We start from the raw sequence: 19733 nt of genomic DNA, 5'->3' as shown, positions 1-19733 counted from the left end.
CAGCTGCTTGTCAAACATTGAAAGAATTAGCATCGGTGGCTATCAGTAGTGGAGATTCAAAGGTGATAAAAGAGAAATAGAGGTGGATAACTTGAAAAAATTATTAAGTTGGAAAATACAGTTAATCGTATTAGCACTTGTAGTTGTAGCTGAATTTATTGGGATTAAGAACTTTGACATTGGTATTGGAGTAGTTGCACTTTTCCCTATGCTTTATGCATTAATAATCGGTGCAGTTATTAGTTTACCTAAATTGAAGTTGTTAAGCGAAAAAGATATGAATATCGCAGCTAACATTTTAGGTATTTCATTTATGTTATTCGTGGCTAAACTTGGAACTTTGATGGGACCTTCATTGCCACAACTAATGGATGCTGGATTGTCTTTAACTCTACAAGAAGTAGGGCATTTCTTTGGGACAATCGTGTTTGGTTTACCAATTGCATTGTTAATGGGGATGAAACGTGAAGCGGTAGGTGCTACCTTCTCAATTGACCGTGAACCAAACCTTGCAATTATTGCTGAAAAATATGGTGCTGATTCTCCTGAAGGTCGTGGAGCATTAGGTGTTTATGTGTGTGGTACATTATTTGGTGCCATTTATTTAACTATTTTAGCTAGTGTTCTAGCTAATTCTGGCTGGTTCCATCCAATTTCACTAGCAATGGGTGCCGGTGTAGGTTCAGGAAGTATGATGGCTGCAATGACTGGTGCGCTTGCTATTATTTTCCCAGAATCCGCTAATGATATTGCGCTATTTGCTGGTGCTGCAAACTTAATTACAACAATTGTTGGAACTTATGTATGTATCTTCTTTTCACTACCAGTTACCAATTACCTATACAGAAAATTGGAACCAATTTTGGGTAGAAGATCTAGAAAAGCTGAAAACAAAGCTTAAGTTCTTTAGAAGTGGGGGAACGGATGTTCATGTTAGATAAAATATATACATTTATAATCATCGGTGCAATTGCAATTATAGGAAACTGGGTAGGCTATGATGTATCACCTATTGATGCCTTACCTGGTATGCTTATTATTGTTGCAATTACGGTTTGTGGTTTTGCAATTGAAAAAATATTACCAATTAAATTGCCAGTAGTTATTTGGGTTTCATTTCTTGCCTTGTTAGTGACTTCACCAATTTTTCCGGGAAATGAAACAATTGTAAAAGCAACAAGTCAAATTAATTTCATGGCATTAGCAACACCAATCCTAGCTTATGCTGGTTTGTCTTTCGGTAAAGACTTGAAAGAGTTTAAACAGCTTGGTTGGAGAATCGTTGTTATTTCTTTAGTTGTTTATACTGGAACATTCTTATTAGCTACTTTAGTTGCTGAAATCGGCTTTAGAGTTACAGGGAAGTTTCATTAGTAGAAAAAGACCTTTCAATTATCGATTAATCGATAATATGAAAGGTCTTTTTTTGTTATGAACTAGTAAAAAAGAAAATAGTCATACAAAGATAGAGATTTTGTTTATAGAAATATATACCAATTATTGTTACTATTTGATTGGGAGGGGTAGAGATGAGCGTTTATTTAGAAAGATATAGCGATAGATATATGTCACAAATTGAGTGTTATCAATTAACTGATGAACAATTACAATTTACAGGATCACCAGTAGAATCTATCTTCGTAGCAAAAAGTGATGAGGATCGTTATCCGATTTTAGTTTTAGATGATGAAGAAATAGTGTCGTACTTTGTTCTACATATGAATGAAGGGGTCACTCCTTATTCTAATAATCAAAAAGCTATATTACTTAGAACATTTTCTACAGATTATCGCTACCAAGGAAGAGGCTATGCGAAACAGTCATTATTAGAACTACCAAGGTTTGTGAAAATGAATTTTCCGGAAATAACAGAGGTTGTTTTGGCTGTAAATGTAAAGAATATTGCCGCTCAAAGCTTATATCTAAAATGTGGATTTGTTGATGAAGGGGATAGAATCATGGGAAGCCATGGTGAGTTAATCATTATGAGTAATAGAGTAATATAACTTCAAAGATTGTTGTCTTATTTCAATTACATTTCTTCTTTTTTTATTGGCTCCATTTAATGACATTGTTGATATTTGACTATCTATAACCAAAAATACTATTGATAGAGTTTGTTTAATAATTTTCTGTGATAAAAGAAGAACCGCTTGCTCTTAGTTAAGAAAAAAGCAGAAAGAGGAATTCGTGTGAAAAAAATAATCGTTGGTCTTGGTTTAGTATTGCTCATAGCGTATATTAGTCGTGAATTATATGCCACATTCCTAACCAAGTCATTGTATGAAGTCACAGATTCAACATTCAACACTGGAATTATAGACGAACAATCGCTAGATTACATGTTACTAGTGGAGTATCCAACATTGGATTTATTTGAAACAAGGGATAAACAGCAAGTACAGCAATTTTTAGAACAATTATTACAAATGGAAGTTAGAGCTGCTGTGCTAGACATAAAGGAAACGGAAAAACATTACAAACTTGTCTTCAGAAGTGATGAAAACGATGAAATCATGACGTTTATTTTATATGATAATAAATATGCAGAAATGCGGAATCAAATGGGCGTCATCGGAAGTACGGCGTATATTCGAACGGTAGATAATACATTTTTCGAACAATTTTATCCGTTACTATCTAAATAAGAACCATTACAAATCGAGGGATATGCTTTCTTATTCGCTAATAGAAAAAATAAGAGTTAAAAAAAGTTTGGGTAACTATTGATACCATAGACGCTTTCATCGAGTTGTTAGCCACTGCCATCAACAAATGCGTTTTACCAACACCGGGTTGACCAATTAATGCAATGCTGTTTTGGCGAATGCCTTTGATATCAAGGCTATCAAACACAATCAAATTCCGACAGGCTTAACAAGTCGTTCGATGGGGTCACAAAATTTTTAGAGAAAAAGACAAACCAAATTGAGGTTTGTCCTTTTTTGTGTTATATCATGAACCATCTATAACAATATGTTGATAAGATAGCTTTCAGCCAAAATTAAATCATGTACAACATAATATCTTCATAAGTTCAAGAACGAATTAATCCCTAAACTCTTTAGAATTGCATAGTAAACAGTTCGAAATTGCACAGACTCGTAAAGCCTTAAATTAATTATCCTAAAAAGAGTTCCTCACCATACCACTTCTCCATAGCTGTGGTTGAAATTATCCATTCGCCACGTTTTCCTTCAGGTTTAACGAAATACTTTAATAGACCTTCATTAATAAATGCCTGTATTTCTTCTTCATTTCGTCTACTATCTTTAAATCGTTCTTGTAAGGTGTTATAAGATATGCCCCAACGATAAGCAGCTTCAGTTGGAGTCATATAATTGTTAATATCCATTATCTTTCCTTACAACCTCATAAACAGAATACAGCTAAAGTGATAAAAGAGAGGTTATATAATCATTGTATATTTACTTTGTGGGAAAACAATTATTGAAGTAAAATTGTAATATCCAATAACAAATGATTTACAACGAAAAGATAGAAGAGAGGAATTATGATTATGGATTATTATGATTTTGTTCTTTTTCCAATAGAAAAAGACCCTGAAGAAGTATTAAATGAAACATTAGAAGTTTTACATAGTGGGGTTTTAGAGGGCTCGATGAATTATTTTAAAATTGCAGATGAACTAGTTGATTATTATGGTGAACATTTATTAGCTAGGGTACCAGCAGCGAGTTATCCTAGTGATACTTTAGAGGCGGATACACATTATTTTTGTGCTGGTGTTAATATTTTTGTGAAAGAGTCTGTGCCTTTGTTAAATGATACATTGGAAAAATGGCGACAATCAATTGAAAAGGAAGAGGAACCCATTCGTTTTGATAAATGGGGAGAAATAAATGATAAACAAGAGATTTTGTTTAATTTACAAAAAGGATTAGAGTGTATTGAAAAACTAAAAACAGGTAAATACCTTTTATTTTTCATAGGTTTATAGGTATAAGAATTTACTGATAAGTGTGTGGATTATGTAAAATGTTCTAATTTCACTATTTTTAACGCTTTTTTATTATATAAATAGTAATATAAAGCTTTGGAGGTGGAATTATTGAATAAAAGTAAAATTAATACTTTTTGTAAGTTTTTTGTTGTATTCACTATGTTCTTATTATTTTATCTTATTCCGAATAATTTAGGTGTATCTGCAAAAGAATTAGTAGAAGAAAAGGATATAAACATAAAAGTACATAATGGTGATGAAGCAAAATTATTGAAGACTTCGTCTTCAAAAGCATATTTATTGACAGTAGATAGTTATCCCTTGGCTGGAGGGATTTCAATAGGAGTTTCAACAAAAGGTTCCGCTATGCAACAAGTGACTGTAAAAATTACCGCTTATGGAACTAACGGAAGTATTGATTCAAAAACCGGGAAAGTTTCATATCAAGGGATAACGAAGAAAGTGAAAACATTTTATAATGTTCAACCTTGGACAAATAAACAAATTGCCTTTGTTGATTTACCTGTACGATCTTTAAATACAAAATATAAATTTGAAATTACAGCAAGAACTAAAAAGGGTGATTTAAACAAAGGTAGTTCAACAGGGTATTATCATGTTAAAAAAAATAAATATTCTAACTGGAATAAAGGAACATTCGTTTCTACACCAGCTTCTATCGAGTTTCATTATAAAAAACATGGTAAAGATAAGTATGTACAAGCAGTAAACATTGAAGATTATTTAAATAAAGCGAAAGCTTTTCATTCAAAAGTAAAAAAGCTGAAAAAAAGTTCCAAGAATTATAAATTAACGGTCACAAAAGGTGGCAATTCTAAAGGGAAAAAAGTTCTTCCTTCTAAAAAAGTAACTCAAAGAAATCCTAAAGGCAAATATGCTCTTATGCATAATAGTAGTAAAGATAGTTATAGATTATTGAGTTTTGGTGGAAATTAATATGAACCACAAATTGCCGGCGATGCTAATACACCAAAAGTAAGTTTTGATTTTGTTGCTTACACTGTTGAAATTCGAGGAAACGATAAAGAATTGCGTTACTCTAAAGTGGCTTTACTTAATAAAGTGAATGAGGAAGTAAAAATGCGACTAGGGTTAGAATATAATAAAGAGCGATAGCCTAGAGGCCATCGCTCTTTTTAAATATATTTTTAGAGTTGTATACGCGCCTGCCAGCTTTGTATTTACCAACCCCTTATAATTTTATGGGTCCCCCAAATAGTCCCCCAAGTCCCCCACTAGCAATGAGCGGTAATGAAAGAGATAGCCATACAGAAAATATCATTCATCATTGATATATAGCTTTTCATGATTTAACGTGAAGGGCGTTGAAGTAAGACAACTATTCTGTTACAGGAAAGGCGCTCTTTCTTTATTTAAAGGATTGGTTTAAATGTGTACCAAGCGGAACAATTACTCAACCATTGTTCCATTTTTAGCGTAGTTGACGTACCAAGAAAATACTTTTTCTAAATTATGAGGTGTTTGGCTATTACCTGTTTTTTTTACAGCATCATTATAATACGCCCATAGTTGTTCTTTGTAATCGGGATGTGCACAGTTTTCAATGATTAAAGGCACGCGTTCTTTCGGAGCTAAACCGCGTAGATCAGCTACACCTTGCTCAGTAATCAAAACATCTACATCATGTTCGGTATGATCTACGTGTGAGACCATGGGAACAATTGATGAGATAGTGCCACCTTTAGCATAAGACTTTGTTACGAAAATACCTAATCTTGCATTTCTGGCAAAGTCACCGGATCCGCCAATTCCATTCATCATTCGTGTACCAGAAACATGTGTTGAATTGACATTCCCATAAATATCAGCCTCTAGTGCCGCATTGACTGAGATTAAACCTAAACGACGAATTATTTCAGGTTGGTTAGTTATTTCTTGTGGTCGTAAGCACAGTTTATCAGCGTACTTGTCCATATTTTCAAATACTTCTTTACCTAATTCCTCAGATAATGTAATCGAAGTAGCAGATGCAAATGTTACTTTTCCAGCATCAATTAGATGGAAGACAGCATCTTGTAGAACTTCAGAATAAATTTCTAAATCTTCAAATTCTGAATCTTGGAATCCTTGTAAGACAGCATTTGCTACTGAGCCAACACCAGATTGAATTGGAGCAAGTTTAGAAGTTAATCTACCTGCCTTAATTTCATCTCGTAAGAAATTAAGTAGATTATTGGCCATAATATCTGTTTCCTCATCAGGAGGCACAATTAAAGAAGGGGCATCCGTGTTTTCTGAAATGACAATAGCTTTGATTTTTTTAGGATCAATTTTAATGCCAATTTCTCCAATACGATCAGTAGCGCTTACTACTGGGATTGGACCACGATCACCTTGCTTTTCAGGCACATAAATATCATGAATACCAATGAAAGATTCTGAGCATGAAATGTTTAGTTCAACAATAATATTTTCTGCAAAATCTGCAAGGATTGGTGAGTTTCCAACCGAATTTGTAGGAATTAAATAACCATCTTTCGTAATAGCGCATGCCTCAATGATAGCGAATTTAATAGGTCCATAAATATTTTGTCGGACTAATTCAGCAACATGAGAAAGGTGACCGTCTACATATAGAACTTCACCCTTATTAATGAGATTTCGTAATGCAGGTTCACCTTGATATGGTCCACGCTTACGAATAACGCCAGCTTCAGCTAAATAACGGTCTACTTCAGGGCCAAGAGAAGCACCTGTATAAACATCGATTTGGAATTTTTCGTTTTTGGCACGTTCTACTAGTGCTAATGGCACAACTTTCGCGTCTCCTGCACGAGTAAATCCACTCATCCCAACTACATCTCCATCTGAAATTAGTGCTGCAGCTTCTTCGGCAGAAACAACTTTGTCCGCTAATTCCTTCAAACCTAAACGTTTCTCAATCGTTGCTTTCATCTTAACTCCTCCTAAGTGCTTCATTTTCTACAGTCTTTATCCATAGCAAGGATGATTCAAAAACCACCATATGATTCATATATTCGAGACAAAGGGAAAATATGACTAAAAATAAAGAAATTATTTATTTTTTTTAAAAAAAAATATAATTCTTTGTTTGAGTGAGAGACTTACTTTTGATGAAAATATAGGGAGTATTATATGAGATAATAATATAAAGATTATTGAAATAGTTTATGATTAGCTCACAAATACTATACTGTAAAGGAAGTGGAAAAGATTACAATAGATTTGGATGAATCTTCTGAGCTGCTATAGTTCACTTTTAATTGATTATTTGATTAATAAAATTTCACGTTGTTACGGATATCATTTTTTTATTACATACATCAAGTGTCTTTTCAATGTATGATTTAGTTTGGTATCATTAAAAAGTACATTGTTAAATAAAATTTAAAAGGAGGTAGTTTTAATTGCCTCGAATAAAAAACTATTTCATATCTCTTATTTTTATAACGGTAGTATTAATTGTTCAATCGCTTTATTATGGTAAATTCAATTTTGAATTGTTTATTTTAATGGTGTTTGGTTGGACTGCTGGATATCTTTTTTCTTTCTATATTAATAAGAAAAGAAAAGCGAAAACGGTATAAACTAACCATCTAAACGTAAAAAGTAGTCAAGGCTTGATTATGGTGCTTTTCTTATAGACATGAATATTCGGGAGAGAATAAAAACCTGAGCAATGAGCCCAGGTCTTTATTTTTATTTATTCATTAATCTAATGATGAAACTTACGAAGAAAATTAATATGATAGACCCAATTAAAGCTGGGATAATATAGAAGTCACTTAATGTTGGACCCCATTGTCCTAATAATGTTCCTCCTATCCAGGCACCAATAATACCTGCGATAATATTACCTATAACTCCTCCTGGAATATCCTTACCAAGAATTAAACCTGCTAACCAACCTAAAATCCCACCAATAATAAGATACCAAATAAAACTAAACATATGTAAACCTCCCTATAATCATGCTGTACTTATTCCCGATAAAATAAATATGAAACATAAATTGTAATAGTAAAATAAGTTTCAGAATTAACTCTGCTTTCTGTATGGGGAGGGGAGGATTTTTGATCTGAGTGTATTAATGCTTGTGTCCTTACAAAGCATCTACAAGTTTATCAATTGTTCGATTTGCAATATTCATTGTTAAATTCATAGATAGGCCATATGCGACTATTTCTCATCTTGAAACATCTTTTCGCATTCTCCACAGATACATAAAATATTATCTTTTGAACCATTTTCCTCCAGCTACTTTACTATTCTGCAACCTTATAATACTCACACCAAAACTTCACAAGTGTAGAGTATTTTCCACTTGCTTTTCTTTATTTAATTTGCTAGTATAACTAACGACCGTTCGTTAGGTAATTAATTGAGGTGACATTATTGAAAAGTGATGAAATTAAGGATGCAGCTCTAAAATATTTCACAATTCATGGTTATGAAGGAGCTTCCCTTTCTCTAATAGCTGAAGAAGTTGGTATGAAAAAACAATCCATTTATTCCCATTTTAAAGGGAAAGATGATCTTTTTCTGCAAGTTTTACATGATGCGAAAGAGACAGAGCTATCTTCAAAACTCCAATATTTCAGTAAAGTTGATAAAAAAAATCCTGAAAAAGTATTGTACGGATTTCTACAATTGATCATAGATCTTTTCCAAAAAAATGAGCAGTTAAAGTTTTGGCTTCGTATGTCTTTTTTTCCACCAGCCCATCTTGAAAAAGTAATCGAACAAGAAGTCATAGATATTGAGGGAAAGGTGCAGACGATACTGGAAAGAAAATTTCAGGATTGGATCAATGATAAATTAATCGTTGGAGAGTCAGCTGTAACGCCGACTTATGCTTTCTTAGGAGTTGTCGATTCCATTTTGCTGGAACTTGTTTACGGCAATGATGAAAAACGGCTAAAGGATAAATTAGAAGCCTCTTGGACAGTATTTTGGAGGGGAGTATCACATCATTGAATCATACAGAAAGAGGTGTTAATACATGAAGAAACCAATAAAAGATCAAAAAGCAGTATTATTAATTCTGCTTAGCAATATATTCATTCCATTTCTAGGAATAGGGCTTATCATCCCGGTTATGCCGTCCTTTATGAATATCATGCATTTATCAGGAAGTACGATGGGCTATCTTATTGCTGTATTTGCGGTAGCACAACTGATTATGTCACCATTTGCAGGGCGTTGGGTTGACCGTTATGGCAGAAAGAAAATCATTACACTCGGTTTATTCCTTTTTGGTATTTCAGAACTTATCTTTGGTGTAGGTACTCACGTATCGGTACTTTATTTATCAAGGATCCTAGGGGGTATTAGTGCCGCCTTTATTATGCCAGGTGTTACTGCATATGTTGCAGATATTACATCAGTTCAGGAACGACCAAAAGCAATGGGCTATATCTCTGCTGCCATTAGTACTGGTTTTATTATAGGACCTGGTATTGGTGGTTTCATCGCTGAATATGGTATACGCTTGCCATTCTTCTTTGCGGCCGGCATTGCTTTTTTAGCATGCATTTCATCAATGTTTATTTTGAAAGAGCCGTTAACAAAAGAACAACTTGCTGAAAACTTCGCTAATAATAAGCAAACAAACTTTATAGGCGATTTAAAAAAATCACTTAATCCGGTTTTCTTTATTGCATTTATCATTGTATTTGTGCTGGCGTTCGGTTTATCAGCATATGAAACAGTTTTTAGCCTTTTTTCTGATCATAAATTTGGCTTCACGCCGAAGGACATTGCAGCTATTATTACTATAAGCTCAATCTTCGGAGTTGTTGTACAAGTATTTATGTTCGGAAAATTAGTAGATATTCTTGGTGAAAAGAAACTAATCCAATTATGTCTAATTGTAGGTGCAATACTGGCGGTGGGTTCTACCATGATCTCTAGCTATTTGGCAGTATTGACGGTTACTTGCTTTATCTTCTTAGCATTTGACTTGCTTCGCCCAGCATTGACGACATTTTTATCAAAAGCAGGCGGAAAAGAGCAAGGATTTGTTGCTGGAATGAACTCAACCTATACGAGCTTAGGTAATATTGTAGGACCAGCTATGGCCGGAATACTATTTGACGTAAATATAAACTATCCATATCTTTTTGCAGCTGTCATTTTGGTCATCGGCCTTGGTTTTACATTCATTTGGAAAGAAAATAAAATGGCAGAAAGCTTTGCAGAATAATTAGAAAAGCATTAGATGCCTTCTGAAGAAATATATTGTTTCTATGTGAACTGAACCCCGAATATTGGACACTTGAAAAGTGATCCAATTCGGGGTTTAGTTTATGTCTTTTTATTTACTTATAAAGGACAAATTATAATATGGTTTTTTCGAAAAAATCGCATAAGAAGTGAAATATGGTGAAATTATACGAAAGTACATATACAATAGTTACTCAAAATTTAAAGTATCTGAAAGAACTGTAGCTAATAGATTGGATAGGGCTTTTTTATTTGTACAAAAAAATTCCGTACTTAAATCTAATAAGGAAAGGAAAATAATTATTTTTCTGTAGGTTCGTCACCTTAAAAAGTGTAGTACAAACAACTGAGTGGAAGCTAGAAGATGGAACCAAACATATCGAATTACGAGTTAGAAATTCTAAGACTAGAGTCTTAGAATTTTGTCAGTCTGCTACTGTATATACGGGCTATTAAATCTTTGATACGCTTGTAATAGGAAATATTTTCAAATTGAAAGGGGAAATCAAAATGAAAAAGAAAATGATTATTGGGTTAGGTGTAGTATTTTCAGTAACTATCATGGCAAGTTTAGTATTGAACTTTGGATTATCAGATGAAAAAGAATATAAAATGTGCTTACAAACACAAAAGATATCTAACACATTCGCTAAAGTATTCGGTGATGAGCCAACTAATGCATGTAATGAATAAAAGGGGATCGAAGTCAGGTTTGATTAATTAAACTGGTACAAATTAGTGCAATAAGTTAATAAAAAAATCCCGTCCCTAAACATAATAAGGACGGGAAATTAATTACTTTTCTGCTGGTTCTACCATTTTTACATAACAGTGGTTGATATTATCAATTCACCCATCATCAAGCGGCTTTACGCATTAATGACATAATAAAGCTTACTATTAAAATTAATATAATAGAACCAAGTAAAGCAGGGAAGATATAAAAATCACTTAAGGCTGGTCCCCATTGTCCAAACAAACTTCCTCCTATCCAAGCGCCAATAATACCTGCAATAATATTACCAATAATTCCGCCTGGGATATCCTTAGCTATAATTAAGCTCGCTAACCAACCTAGAATACCACCTATAATAAGAAACCAAAGAAAACTAAACATATTTATACCTCCTATAAAATTGATATTTTTTTCCCTTTTAACTGAAAGTGAAACATGTATTGTTAAGGATTGTTCATTTCCTAAAAACTGTTTAAGAAGTCTTTTTTGTAACTTTCTTTCTCGTAGTTGTTTTTTTCTTAGTAGTCTTAGTCTTATCTAACGAAGCTTGAAGTGCCGTCATTAAATCAGTAACATTATTGGGTACTGGCTGTTTATCGCTTGCAGTTACAGTACTGCTAGTTTTCTTTTCTTCAATTAATTCCATCAATGCCGTTCTATACTCGTCAGTGTATTTTGTCGGTTCAAATACAGTTGTTAGTTGATCCACTAACAGTAGAGCTGTATCAAGCTCCTTCTGAACTACTATTTGTTCACTCGGAATATTAGGTACATCAGCAACACTCCTAACTTCATCAGGGAAATGAATGGTTTCCATAACTAACGAATCCTTATATACACGTACTATTGCCAATTGTTCTTTAGATCTTATAATGATTTTAGCAACACCTATCTTACCGGATTCTTCTAAGGTTTTTCTTAAAAGAGAATATGCTTTACTGCCTGTGGTATCTGGAGATAAAAAATAAGAACGGTCAAAATAGATGGGATCAATTTCTTCTATCCTTACAAAATCTATTATTTCTACTGCCTTATCTTCATTTTCTTTTCTTAAATTTTCAAGTTCATCAGCATCTAATACTACAAACTTATTTTTTGCATATTCATATGCTTTCACAATATCCTCGTCTTTAACTTCTTTATTACAACCCTCACATACCTTTTTATAACTGATTGGTGTATTACATTCCTTGTGTAGTTGTCTCAGCTTAATATCTTTATTTTCAGTTGCAGTATGGAGTTTAACTGGTATGTTAACCAATCCAAAACTAATGCTACCTTTCCAAACTGTGTGCATTACTTTCACCTCGTTTTCTTCTTACTATGCAATTATTCGCCTTTTTTATGTATCAATAGCAGAAATAATCGAAAACTAAATGTATTCCATTCGAAAGTAGGAGAGAAATTGAAACCAATGCTCTTAACGGCTTCAACTGAAATTCCAATAGGAGAAGATTGGTTGTATGAAGCAAAGTATGACGGATTCAGATGTATGCTTATTTGGGATGAAGAACCTACACTTATAAGTAGAAATGGGTATATACTTAATCATAATTTCCCTGAGATAATTGATTTTTGCCTTGAAATTAAAGAACAGATTAAATCGTTTATACCATTAACTTTAGATGGTGAAATTGTTTTTTTAACAAATAATTTTCATAGTAATTTTTCTGTAGTACAAACAAGAGGTCGAATGCGTAGTCAAAATACTATAAAGAAGCATGTAGAAAAATTCTCATGTCATTTTGTCGTGTTTGACTGTTTGGAAAATAAAGGGAAGTGCCAGACAAACTCATATTTTATTAAGCGGAAAGAGGTCTTACAAAAATTATTTGAAACGCTCAGACTTCCACCTACAATAAATTATGAAGACATTAATCGATTACAAGCAATAGACGTTTTTAGTGATAGTAATGAATTGTGGAAGAAAATCTTAGTCAGTAATGGAGAGGGGATTATTGCAAAACGAAAGACTAGTAAATGGATTAGCGAAAAGAGAACGACTAACTGGTTAAAAATAAAAAATTGGAGATATGTTACTACCATTCTTACGAAATACAATAAAAGTAATGGCTTTTTTCATGGTGCTATTTATCAAGATAAGCATCTTGTGGAAGTAGTAACGTTTAAACACGGTCTTAAAGAAGAAGAGACCAATACTTTAATTGCACTATTTCAATCAAATGGGGTAAAAATTTCAGAAAGCATTTGGGAACTGGAACCATCTATATGTGTAGAAATAGCGTGCATTGATTTTATGGGAGAAACATTAAGAGAACCAAGATTCAATTCCTTTAAGTTGGAGATGAGTCCTGATGAATGTCATTGGCAGCAAATGCAACGTCAACTTCATCCAATTCCTGAATCAGTTCAGGTTACAAATCCGGATAAGCCTATATGGCCTCCAAGCAATATTTTAAAGGATGATTACTTATTGTATCTACAAAATGTGTCTCCTTATATGCTACCGTTTTTACGTGACCGAAATTTAACGCTTATTCGTTATCCCCACGGGGTACCAGGAGAAAGCTTTTATCAGAAAAGTAGTCCAGATAATGTACCTGATTTTGTTACAACGACACAAGTAGGAGATACAAACTTCATTATTTGTAATAACATCGAAAGCTTATTGTGGTTAGGAAACCAACTCGCTATAGAGTTTCATATACCATTTCAACCTATTCACACAAATAGACCAACTGAAATTGTATTTGACTTGGATCCACCATCTGTAAATGAATTTCATTTAGCAGTCGAAGCTGCATTGCATATGAAAGCTATCTTTGATCAATTCGAATTAATTTCTTTTGTAAAGACCTCTGGAGGAAAGGGAATGCAGATATATATTCCATTACCTTTAGATAAATTTTCATATGAAGAGACTGGTATATTCACTAAGTTTGTTTGTGACTTTTTAATTGAACAAAATCCACAATGGTTTACGACTGAACGCTTAAAGAAAAATAGAAATAATAAATTGTACCTGGATTATGTACAACATCGTGAGGGGAAGACAATAATTGCCCCATATTCACCGAGGGGAAATGAAAAAGGATTCATTGCGACGCCGTTATTCTGGGATGAAGTAAACGAGACTTTAAATCCGAGTATGTTTACTATCTCTGCTGTTTTAGAACGTATCAATAAAGTAGGGAATCCTTTCCGCAATTTTAGGGAAAGTGAAAATGATAAAGAATTTACAACTGTACTTAAACAATTAAAAGGATTGTTAGAAAAATAAAAATTGAAAAAACATCATAAACTATCATTCACCTTTTATTGCAAATAACGTATTATCCAATATGAAGGGGGAATATAAGCCTTCTAGTAAGATTAGGTACTTGTTAGAACATGATAAAGAGCGATAGCCAATTGGCAGTCGCTCTTTATCGTTTTTCGTTGCATATTATGCACAAATTTGTAATGTTACCTTTTTCGAAAAAATCACAAAAAAATCACATAAGAAGTGAAAAAGGGTGAAATTATACGAAAGTACATATACAATAAGAAGGTGAAAACCCTTATAAATCAAGGATTATAAATAGATATGAAAGAGGATGAAAATATGAATGCTTATGAAGAATATATGTTAGGTATTGTTAAACCAATGCGCGAGGAGCTAGTTAATGTTGGATTTACAGAGCTATTAACTCCAGATGATGTTGCTGATCATGTTCAAGAATCTAAAGGTACTTCACTTGTAGTGATTAACTCAGTTTGTGGTTGTGCTGCAGGTTTAGCAAGACCGGCTGTTGCTGCAGCTCTTGAGGCTGCTGAACATAAACCAGATCATTTAGTGACAGTATTTGCTGGACAAGATAAGGAAGCAACTGCACAAATGCGTAGTTATTTTGAGGAAGTGTTACCAAGCTCTCCTTCTATTGCACTATTAAAAGATGGTCAGTTAGCTTATTTCATCCCACGTGAACAAATCGAGGGATTCGCGATGGAGCAAGTACGTGATCATTTAGCAGGTGTGTTAGATCAAGTATGTGCGAAATAACAACGATTGTTACCACTGCAGCAAGACCAGATGCATTATCAAAGCAACTTGCCGAACGAGCATGTAGCACGTTAAATGTACGTTTTGTTGAGCGAAAAAAGCGTGGTATTGCGAAAATGGCAACATTTTATAATGCAAATGTAATTGTTGCGGGAAAAAACCGCTATGAATATCATGCGTTAGGGGCAGATGCTCCTTTCTTCTTCCACCCAAGTTCTGCAGCATTCCGTTTGAAACGTGCAGCTAGGGGGGAAATAGATACCTTTTTAGCTGCATGCCAGTTGAATGAGGGCGATACCTTTCTTGATTGTACATTAGGTATGGCAACAGATAGTATGATGGCGGCTTTTGCGGTCGGTGAATCAGGTAAAGTAATTGGCTGTGAGGGTAATGCCAATGTTGCATTCATCGTAAGCGAAGGGATGAAGCGCTACGATATAACGGATTTACCACTTCTTTCTTGTATGGAACAGATTGAAGTCGTTCATTCAGTAGCATTAGATTATTTGAAATTACAACCTGACAATAGTTTTGAAGTAGTCTATATGGACCCAATGTTCGAAGAAACGATTGAAGAGTCTACTAGCTTTCAACCACTTCGAAAAGCAGGCCTTCATGAAGGGTTATCGGATGAATGGATGGTACAAGCAGAACGTGTTGCTAAGAAAAGAGTAGTATTAAAAGCGCACTTCCGCTCTGATTTATTTGAGCAATATGGCTTTGTTCGAGATACCCGTCTGTCGTCAAAATTTCACTATGGAATTAAGGAAGTAACATAAAAAAAAACTGTTATTCACGGTATCAAAATCGGTGAATAGCAGTTTTTTTATAATAAAATATGTCTAATAATTACCTATTAATCATGATTTATTTAAAGAGAAATGTTATTTTTTATATACTAAATGCCTATTAAATAATAAAATGTAAATAGGGAATGGCACTAAAAAATCACCGAAATATACTTTTTTGGTATTTATTTCAATTAAAATCAAAAAACAATATTTTCTTAGAAATGACTAGCTCTTTGTGAAGTGGGGGAGAAAGATTTGAAGCTTGGCAATAGAATTAAACGAATCAGACTTTTAAAGGGGTTAAAACAGGCAGATATTTGTCACGGAATCATCTCGCCAACCCATTACAGCAATATTGAGAATTGCAGATATACCCCTTCTATTGATACACTCAAGTTACTAGCCGGTAGACTTGAAGTGCCGGAAAGATATTTTCATAATATTTATGAAGATACAACTGAAATGCAAAATATCTTATCCACCCTGGAAACTAAAATTGAAAAGGAGAGTGTTGAAGAGGTCCGGCAATTTTTGGACTTACATCAAGTTCAATTTCAATATATACCTTCCGTTCGACAAGAATATTACTTTATGCTTCTTAAGTTTTTAGCATTAGTAAAGATGGAACAAGATAATCTGGCAATTGAATTATATGAAAATGAAATTGCAAAAGTAGAAATTGATGAATCTCAATTATTTGTTTCTACAAGGTATCAATATCTTTATGTCACCGCGGTATATCATTACTATGTTGGAGATTATAAGATAAGTGGAGAAATGTTCAAGAGGCTTCTTTTGACTAGTGAAGATCAATTACTAAAAGCTCGTATCTCATATAATATTGCAATGTCACATTATCATCAATGCCAATTTGAATATGCACTATCTTATGCTATAGAAGCTAAGGATTTATATTTAAAGTTACATGAATGGATGAAGGCTGGAGACAGTTATAATTTAATTTCAATTTTATTAATAGAGAAAAATGAATTTAAACAAGCAATAGAGTTTATCGAAAGAGGGCTTAATATCTGTCGTCCGGAATTTCATAATTTAAAGGCATTATTGCATCATAATTATGCATTTATCTTATTTCAGACAAATCAATTAGATGAAGCTTTATCACAAATAGATTTTGCTATCAAATATAAAAAAACAGTTAGCTATGCTGACAAATTTGTTTCTAATAGACTAAGGTTAGAAATATTATTGAAACTAAATCAGTTAGAAACTCTTGAATGTGAGATGGATATTTTAGAAGATAGTATCTTAACAAATAAACAGAGAGCTGGATATTATTTTTTAGTAGCAAAGGTAGAATATGAAAAAGGTAACTTTGTAAAATATGAAGAATTTATTCAACAAAGTATCGAAATATTTAAAGAACATATTGATTTAAAAGAATTAAAGCTAGCTTCTGAGCATTACGCAACCTATTTAGCAAAGAATAAAAAATATAAAAAAGCATTTGAAATGCAATTACTTTGCACTGAATGCTTAAAAAAATATGTAGGGGAGAATTAACTATGAAAAAAACTAAAATCGCTGTAATAAGTCTTTTATCATTATTATCATTTGTGGGGGCTTCTATTACTACTTTCTCAATGGCTGAACCAGGACGTCTACACTTCATCACAGCATTTTTAAACAGTTTCTAATATTAAACCACGCCTTATTGTTCAATCAATAAGGCGGTCTCTTATCTATTACTTGAAGGAAGTGAGCAAGGACATGGTCAAAGTTTATATGTTTGAAGTGAGAAAAAGTGGCCATACGGGTAAGTCAAATATCGGGGTTGTTTTTGACGGGAATTCACTTACAGCTTCTGAAATGCAAGAAGTGGCAATGAAAACTGGATTCACGCAAACAATTTTTATCGTTAAGTCTAAGTTAGCTGATATAAGACTTCGGTACTTTACGCCAATTAGAGAAGTGAATGCAGGAATTGATGGTACGATGGCAATTGTTCATGCGTTAGAGAAATCTCCATTTTCTAATAATAAAGAAGTCATTACCACTGAAACAAATGTTGGTATTTTCCCTTTACAGTTATTTAAGCAAGCTAAAAAGGAGAAAAATGCTAAACAACTAGCTTCACATTCATTCAATGAATGTAAAAGTGCATCGTATTCTTATGGTGCAAGTCGTGACCCGGTTTTACAGGTATTGAATGGCTGTGCAGTAGATGGCGTAACAGAATCTGGGCTCCCGACGTGGAATTTAGTTCAAAGTCATGAAAAAGTTTATCCTGCTGTGGATCAGTCTGTCCATTATTTAAATATAAAAGAGGCAAAAGTTTCTAATAGCCTTTTTGCATCATCATTTTTCTTAATCACGGCTAATAATATTAGACGCTTTAAAAATGAGATGTTCACTGAAAAACTTAATATGAAAGCGGAATGTAGACTGAGAAATGAAAATGTCTCAATCATCCGCATATTAATGAATGCCCCCCACATTGCTCGTCCTATTGAAACAGAAGGAATGACGTTTTATTTAGGACAGCGTTTAATACCAATATGTAATTAACAAAAAACACGAGTACTTATTGTACTTGTGTTTTTTGCATACAAGGAAGAATATCATTAAAAAATTTATATATTTTGTAATGAAAAACCGCCTTGTTCAAATAGAACAAGGCGGCTTAGTAAATATTAGTCCGTGAAACATAGAGAGCATAAGTATCCTAATAAACATAAAAATCCAATACCAATAGCAATTGAAGACATAATTTTTGTCCCTCCTTTATTACAAAAAGCGAACATGTTTATTCATTATTATTGTACAATGAATAAAGTAAAAAATCTATACAATTCCTTATACATCAAGGATTTGTGAACAAATTTTTACAAATACGTACATATATCTGCTGTAAATGATGATAGTTTATTTCAAGCATATCAATATACTAGTGAGACATAAAATCTGTGGAGTGTCTTAATTATGTGTCTAAATGTACTTACAATAAACATAGATTTTCTGAAGATACTTCAGTAATAATGTTTTAGTTCAATACCTATAGTGTAAAGTAATAGTGTGAACTATAAAATAAATCAGTTAGCTATGAATTGGATTTAATTGTAATAGTTTATATATTCCTAATAGTATCTTTATTATTGTAGTTTTTGTACAATTAAACTATGAATGTTGAAACTTTTACTAGTGAGATTCGTATATATAATATAGATATTAAAAGATTTAAAAATGTTCGAAAGTAGGTAATGATTATGCAAAAATGGATTCAAAAATTCCTTGTTGCATCCGTAGCGGTAATCACATTAGGTTTAATTACGCCGAGTCATGCAATATGGGAAGGTTTACTAGATCACAGTTCCAATGTTAAAGCACAATTTTCAGGAGATACTACTAGTCAACTAACGAAATACATAGAAACGCAGAATGAGTCAGTTATTTCAACAGAAGAGGAACAGACTTTTGAAGAGTATGCCTTTGTAGCAGCAAAGGAACAAGCCTATTTAAAATTTGGCTCACGAGTAGGTCCACAGATTAGTGATGAATTTGATGATGTCATTTTACCTAAAATGCAAGAAGCAATTGAAATGACAGTAAATCGTCTTGATAACGAAACAACAAAGTCATTGGCAATTACTGAAAATCCAAGTGGTGATTATGCAGAGAAGATTTTCCATGTATATAACACAGGAACTAAACAAGATGTCATACGCTTCCATGTACGTACTGAAAATCGGCCATTTGATGGCTATTACTACAATTTCCATTACCACACGTATGAAGATCAATTCACAGCTCATTATGACCTAGGTGAAATCTACTGGTCTAAAAATACTCCCCCTAAATGGTTGTCTTGATTTTAGTTTACCTAAAAGGACTGATCAAATTAGTTGGATAAGCAAATTAAAAATTTCAAACAACTGATAAAGTAGACTCTTCCGCTTAGAAAAGTGCGGGGGAGTCTTTTATTTATTTTCAGGAAATATTTAATGAGATAGTGCAAGAATATTTGAGGATATGTTTGTAGACTGTAGGTTG

At 33.1% G+C, this 19733-nt stretch carries 23 protein-coding genes; 17 read left to right on the top strand and 6 right to left on the bottom strand.

Annotated features, from left to right (window positions below; translation table 11 throughout):
* The first annotated feature begins 91 nt into the window (after positions 1–91).
* The 4 genes from BK137_RS00565 (at position 92) to BK137_RS00550 (ending at position 2648) form a co-directional block, all read left to right on the top strand.
* Entirely contained in the window at positions 92–901 is an 810-nt protein-coding gene (locus BK137_RS00565) for a DUF3100 domain-containing protein (protein ID WP_038190064.1), read from the top strand.
* Positions 902–930: 29 nt separating this feature from the next.
* Positions 931–1374: a hypothetical protein gene (locus BK137_RS00560; protein ID WP_038191098.1), complete on the top strand. Its 444-nt coding sequence runs from the start codon at positions 931–933 to the stop codon at positions 1372–1374.
* Positions 1375–1529: 155 nt separating this feature from the next.
* The gene (locus tag BK137_RS00555) at positions 1530–2006 is read left to right on the top strand and encodes a GNAT family N-acetyltransferase (RefSeq protein WP_038190061.1); all 477 of its coding nucleotides are present in this window, start codon (positions 1530–1532) and stop codon (positions 2004–2006) included.
* Positions 2007–2192: 186 nt separating this feature from the next.
* Complete coding sequence (locus BK137_RS00550; protein WP_076065123.1) at positions 2193–2648, top strand: hypothetical protein; 456 nt, start codon at positions 2193–2195, stop codon at positions 2646–2648.
* A 37-nt stretch (positions 2649–2685) separates the two neighbouring features.
* Here the strand turns inward: BK137_RS00550 and BK137_RS22770 are convergent, their stop codons facing one another.
* Complete coding sequence (locus tag BK137_RS22770) at positions 2686–2856, bottom strand: AAA family ATPase (protein ID WP_412104701.1); 171 nt, start codon at positions 2854–2856, stop codon at positions 2686–2688.
* 265 nt (positions 2857–3121) lie between these two features.
* On the bottom strand, positions 3122–3355 hold the full coding sequence (locus BK137_RS00545) for a helix-turn-helix domain-containing protein (protein WP_412104700.1): 234 nt from the start codon (positions 3353–3355) through the stop codon (positions 3122–3124).
* A 165-nt stretch (positions 3356–3520) separates the two neighbouring features.
* Between BK137_RS00545 and BK137_RS00540 the strand changes: the two genes are divergently transcribed.
* Complete coding sequence (locus tag BK137_RS00540) at positions 3521–3961, top strand: hypothetical protein (RefSeq protein ID WP_143690968.1); 441 nt, start codon at positions 3521–3523, stop codon at positions 3959–3961.
* A gap of 111 nt (positions 3962–4072) precedes the next feature.
* Positions 4073–4921 carry a hypothetical protein gene (locus BK137_RS00535; RefSeq protein WP_038190051.1) on the top strand — a complete coding sequence of 283 codons (849 nt, stop codon included), beginning with the start codon at positions 4073–4075 and terminating at the stop codon, positions 4919–4921.
* Positions 4922–5395: 474 nt separating this feature from the next.
* On the opposite strand, the gene BK137_RS00530 is transcribed toward BK137_RS00535, so the two are convergent.
* A complete protein-coding gene (locus tag BK137_RS00530; RefSeq protein WP_038190047.1) occupies positions 5396–6901 on the bottom strand; it encodes a succinyl-CoA:acetate CoA-transferase ScpC in 1506 nt (501 codons plus the stop codon).
* 473 nt (positions 6902–7374) lie between these two features.
* On the opposite strand from BK137_RS00530, the gene BK137_RS00525 reads away from it, so the two are divergent.
* Positions 7375–7554, top strand: coding sequence for a hypothetical protein (locus tag BK137_RS00525; RefSeq protein WP_038190043.1), 180 nt, complete (start codon positions 7375–7377; stop codon positions 7552–7554).
* Between the two features lie 112 nt (positions 7555–7666).
* On the opposite strand, the gene BK137_RS00520 is transcribed toward BK137_RS00525, so the two are convergent.
* Positions 7667–7918, bottom strand: coding sequence for a GlsB/YeaQ/YmgE family stress response membrane protein (locus tag BK137_RS00520; RefSeq protein WP_038190041.1), 252 nt, complete (start codon positions 7916–7918; stop codon positions 7667–7669).
* Positions 7919–8362: 444 nt separating this feature from the next.
* Between BK137_RS00520 and BK137_RS00515 the strand changes: the two genes are divergently transcribed.
* The 3 genes from BK137_RS00515 (at position 8363) to BK137_RS22095 (ending at position 10885) form a co-directional block, all read left to right on the top strand.
* The gene (locus BK137_RS00515; RefSeq protein WP_038190038.1) at positions 8363–8944 is read left to right on the top strand and encodes a TetR/AcrR family transcriptional regulator; all 582 of its coding nucleotides are present in this window, start codon (positions 8363–8365) and stop codon (positions 8942–8944) included.
* 25 nt (positions 8945–8969) lie between these two features.
* On the top strand, positions 8970–10172 hold the full coding sequence (locus BK137_RS00510) for an MFS transporter (protein ID WP_038190027.1): 1203 nt from the start codon (positions 8970–8972) through the stop codon (positions 10170–10172).
* Positions 10173–10702: 530 nt separating this feature from the next.
* Positions 10703–10885 carry a hypothetical protein gene (locus BK137_RS22095; protein ID WP_038190024.1) on the top strand — a complete coding sequence of 61 codons (183 nt, stop codon included), beginning with the start codon at positions 10703–10705 and terminating at the stop codon, positions 10883–10885.
* Positions 10886–11051: 166 nt separating this feature from the next.
* Here the strand turns inward: BK137_RS22095 and BK137_RS00500 are convergent, their stop codons facing one another.
* Positions 11052–11309: a GlsB/YeaQ/YmgE family stress response membrane protein gene (locus BK137_RS00500; protein ID WP_038190022.1), complete on the bottom strand. Its 258-nt coding sequence runs from the start codon at positions 11307–11309 to the stop codon at positions 11052–11054.
* Positions 11310–11400: 91 nt separating this feature from the next.
* Complete coding sequence (gene ku / locus BK137_RS00495; RefSeq protein WP_038190018.1) at positions 11401–12225, bottom strand: non-homologous end joining protein Ku; 825 nt, start codon at positions 12223–12225, stop codon at positions 11401–11403.
* A gap of 108 nt (positions 12226–12333) precedes the next feature.
* On the opposite strand from ku, the gene BK137_RS00490 reads away from it, so the two are divergent.
* The 7 genes from BK137_RS00490 to BK137_RS00465 all read left to right on the top strand — a co-directional run bounded on the left by BK137_RS00490 (position 12334) and on the right by BK137_RS00465 (position 19552).
* Entirely contained in the window at positions 12334–14169 is a 1836-nt protein-coding gene (locus BK137_RS00490; protein ID WP_038190016.1) for a DNA ligase D, read from the top strand.
* A gap of 324 nt (positions 14170–14493) precedes the next feature.
* A complete protein-coding gene (locus tag BK137_RS00485) occupies positions 14494–14931 on the top strand; it encodes a BrxA/BrxB family bacilliredoxin (RefSeq protein ID WP_038190012.1) in 438 nt (145 codons plus the stop codon).
* Positions 14919–15710 carry a class I SAM-dependent methyltransferase gene (locus tag BK137_RS00480; protein WP_038190007.1) on the top strand — a complete coding sequence of 264 codons (792 nt, stop codon included), beginning with the start codon at positions 14919–14921 and terminating at the stop codon, positions 15708–15710. Before BK137_RS00485 ends, BK137_RS00480 begins: the two co-directional genes overlap by 13 nt.
* Before the next feature lie 267 nt (positions 15711–15977).
* The gene (locus BK137_RS00475) at positions 15978–17246 is read left to right on the top strand and encodes a helix-turn-helix domain-containing protein (RefSeq protein ID WP_038190005.1); all 1269 of its coding nucleotides are present in this window, start codon (positions 15978–15980) and stop codon (positions 17244–17246) included.
* Between the two features lie 2 nt (positions 17247–17248).
* Positions 17249–17380, top strand: a complete 132-nt coding sequence (locus BK137_RS22765) for a hypothetical protein (RefSeq protein ID WP_268746473.1) — start codon at positions 17249–17251, stop codon at positions 17378–17380.
* A 73-nt stretch (positions 17381–17453) separates the two neighbouring features.
* Positions 17454–18251 carry a PhzF family phenazine biosynthesis protein gene (locus tag BK137_RS00470; RefSeq protein WP_051448836.1) on the top strand — a complete coding sequence of 266 codons (798 nt, stop codon included), beginning with the start codon at positions 17454–17456 and terminating at the stop codon, positions 18249–18251.
* Between the two features lie 698 nt (positions 18252–18949).
* A complete protein-coding gene (locus BK137_RS00465; RefSeq protein ID WP_038190003.1) occupies positions 18950–19552 on the top strand; it encodes a YpjP family protein in 603 nt (200 codons plus the stop codon).
* Positions 19553–19733: the final 181 nt, after the last annotated feature.

Source organism: Viridibacillus arenosi (genome assembly GCF_001955655.1).
GTDB lineage: Bacteria > Bacillota > Bacilli > Bacillales_A > Planococcaceae > Viridibacillus > Viridibacillus arenosi.
This window is presented reverse-complemented; position numbering and strand designations above follow the sequence as displayed.

Bases quoted from the DNA above. Each gene is read 5' to 3' on its own strand.
- BK137_RS00560 (WP_038191098.1), top strand. From the start codon at position 931: ATGTTAGATAAAATATATACATTTATAATCATCGGTGCAATTGCAATT.
- BK137_RS00555 (WP_038190061.1), top strand. From the start codon at position 1,530: ATGAGCGTTTATTTAGAAAGATATAGCGATAGATATATGTCACAAATT.
- BK137_RS00545 (WP_412104700.1), bottom strand. From the start codon at position 3,355: ATGGATATTAACAATTATATGACTCCAACTGAAGCTGCTTATCGTTGG.
- BK137_RS00540 (WP_143690968.1), top strand. From the start codon at position 3,521: ATGGATTATTATGATTTTGTTCTTTTTCCAATAGAAAAAGACCCTGAA.
- BK137_RS00530 (WP_038190047.1), bottom strand. From the start codon at position 6,901: ATGAAAGCAACGATTGAGAAACGTTTAGGTTTGAAGGAATTAGCGGAC.
- BK137_RS00520 (WP_038190041.1), bottom strand. From the start codon at position 7,918: ATGTTTAGTTTTATTTGGTATCTTATTATTGGTGGGATTTTAGGTTGG.
- BK137_RS00510 (WP_038190027.1), top strand. From the start codon at position 8,970: ATGAAGAAACCAATAAAAGATCAAAAAGCAGTATTATTAATTCTGCTT.
- BK137_RS22095 (WP_038190024.1), top strand. From the start codon at position 10,703: ATGAAAAAGAAAATGATTATTGGGTTAGGTGTAGTATTTTCAGTAACT.
- BK137_RS00500 (WP_038190022.1), bottom strand. From the start codon at position 11,309: ATGTTTAGTTTTCTTTGGTTTCTTATTATAGGTGGTATTCTAGGTTGG.
- ku (WP_038190018.1), bottom strand. From the start codon at position 12,225: ATGCACACAGTTTGGAAAGGTAGCATTAGTTTTGGATTGGTTAACATA.
- BK137_RS00485 (WP_038190012.1), top strand. From the start codon at position 14,494: ATGAATGCTTATGAAGAATATATGTTAGGTATTGTTAAACCAATGCGC.
- BK137_RS00480 (WP_038190007.1), top strand. From the start codon at position 14,919: ATGTGCGAAATAACAACGATTGTTACCACTGCAGCAAGACCAGATGCA.
- BK137_RS22765 (WP_268746473.1), top strand. From the start codon at position 17,249: ATGAAAAAAACTAAAATCGCTGTAATAAGTCTTTTATCATTATTATCA.
- BK137_RS00470 (WP_051448836.1), top strand. From the start codon at position 17,454: ATGGTCAAAGTTTATATGTTTGAAGTGAGAAAAAGTGGCCATACGGGT.
- BK137_RS00465 (WP_038190003.1), top strand. From the start codon at position 18,950: ATGCAAAAATGGATTCAAAAATTCCTTGTTGCATCCGTAGCGGTAATC.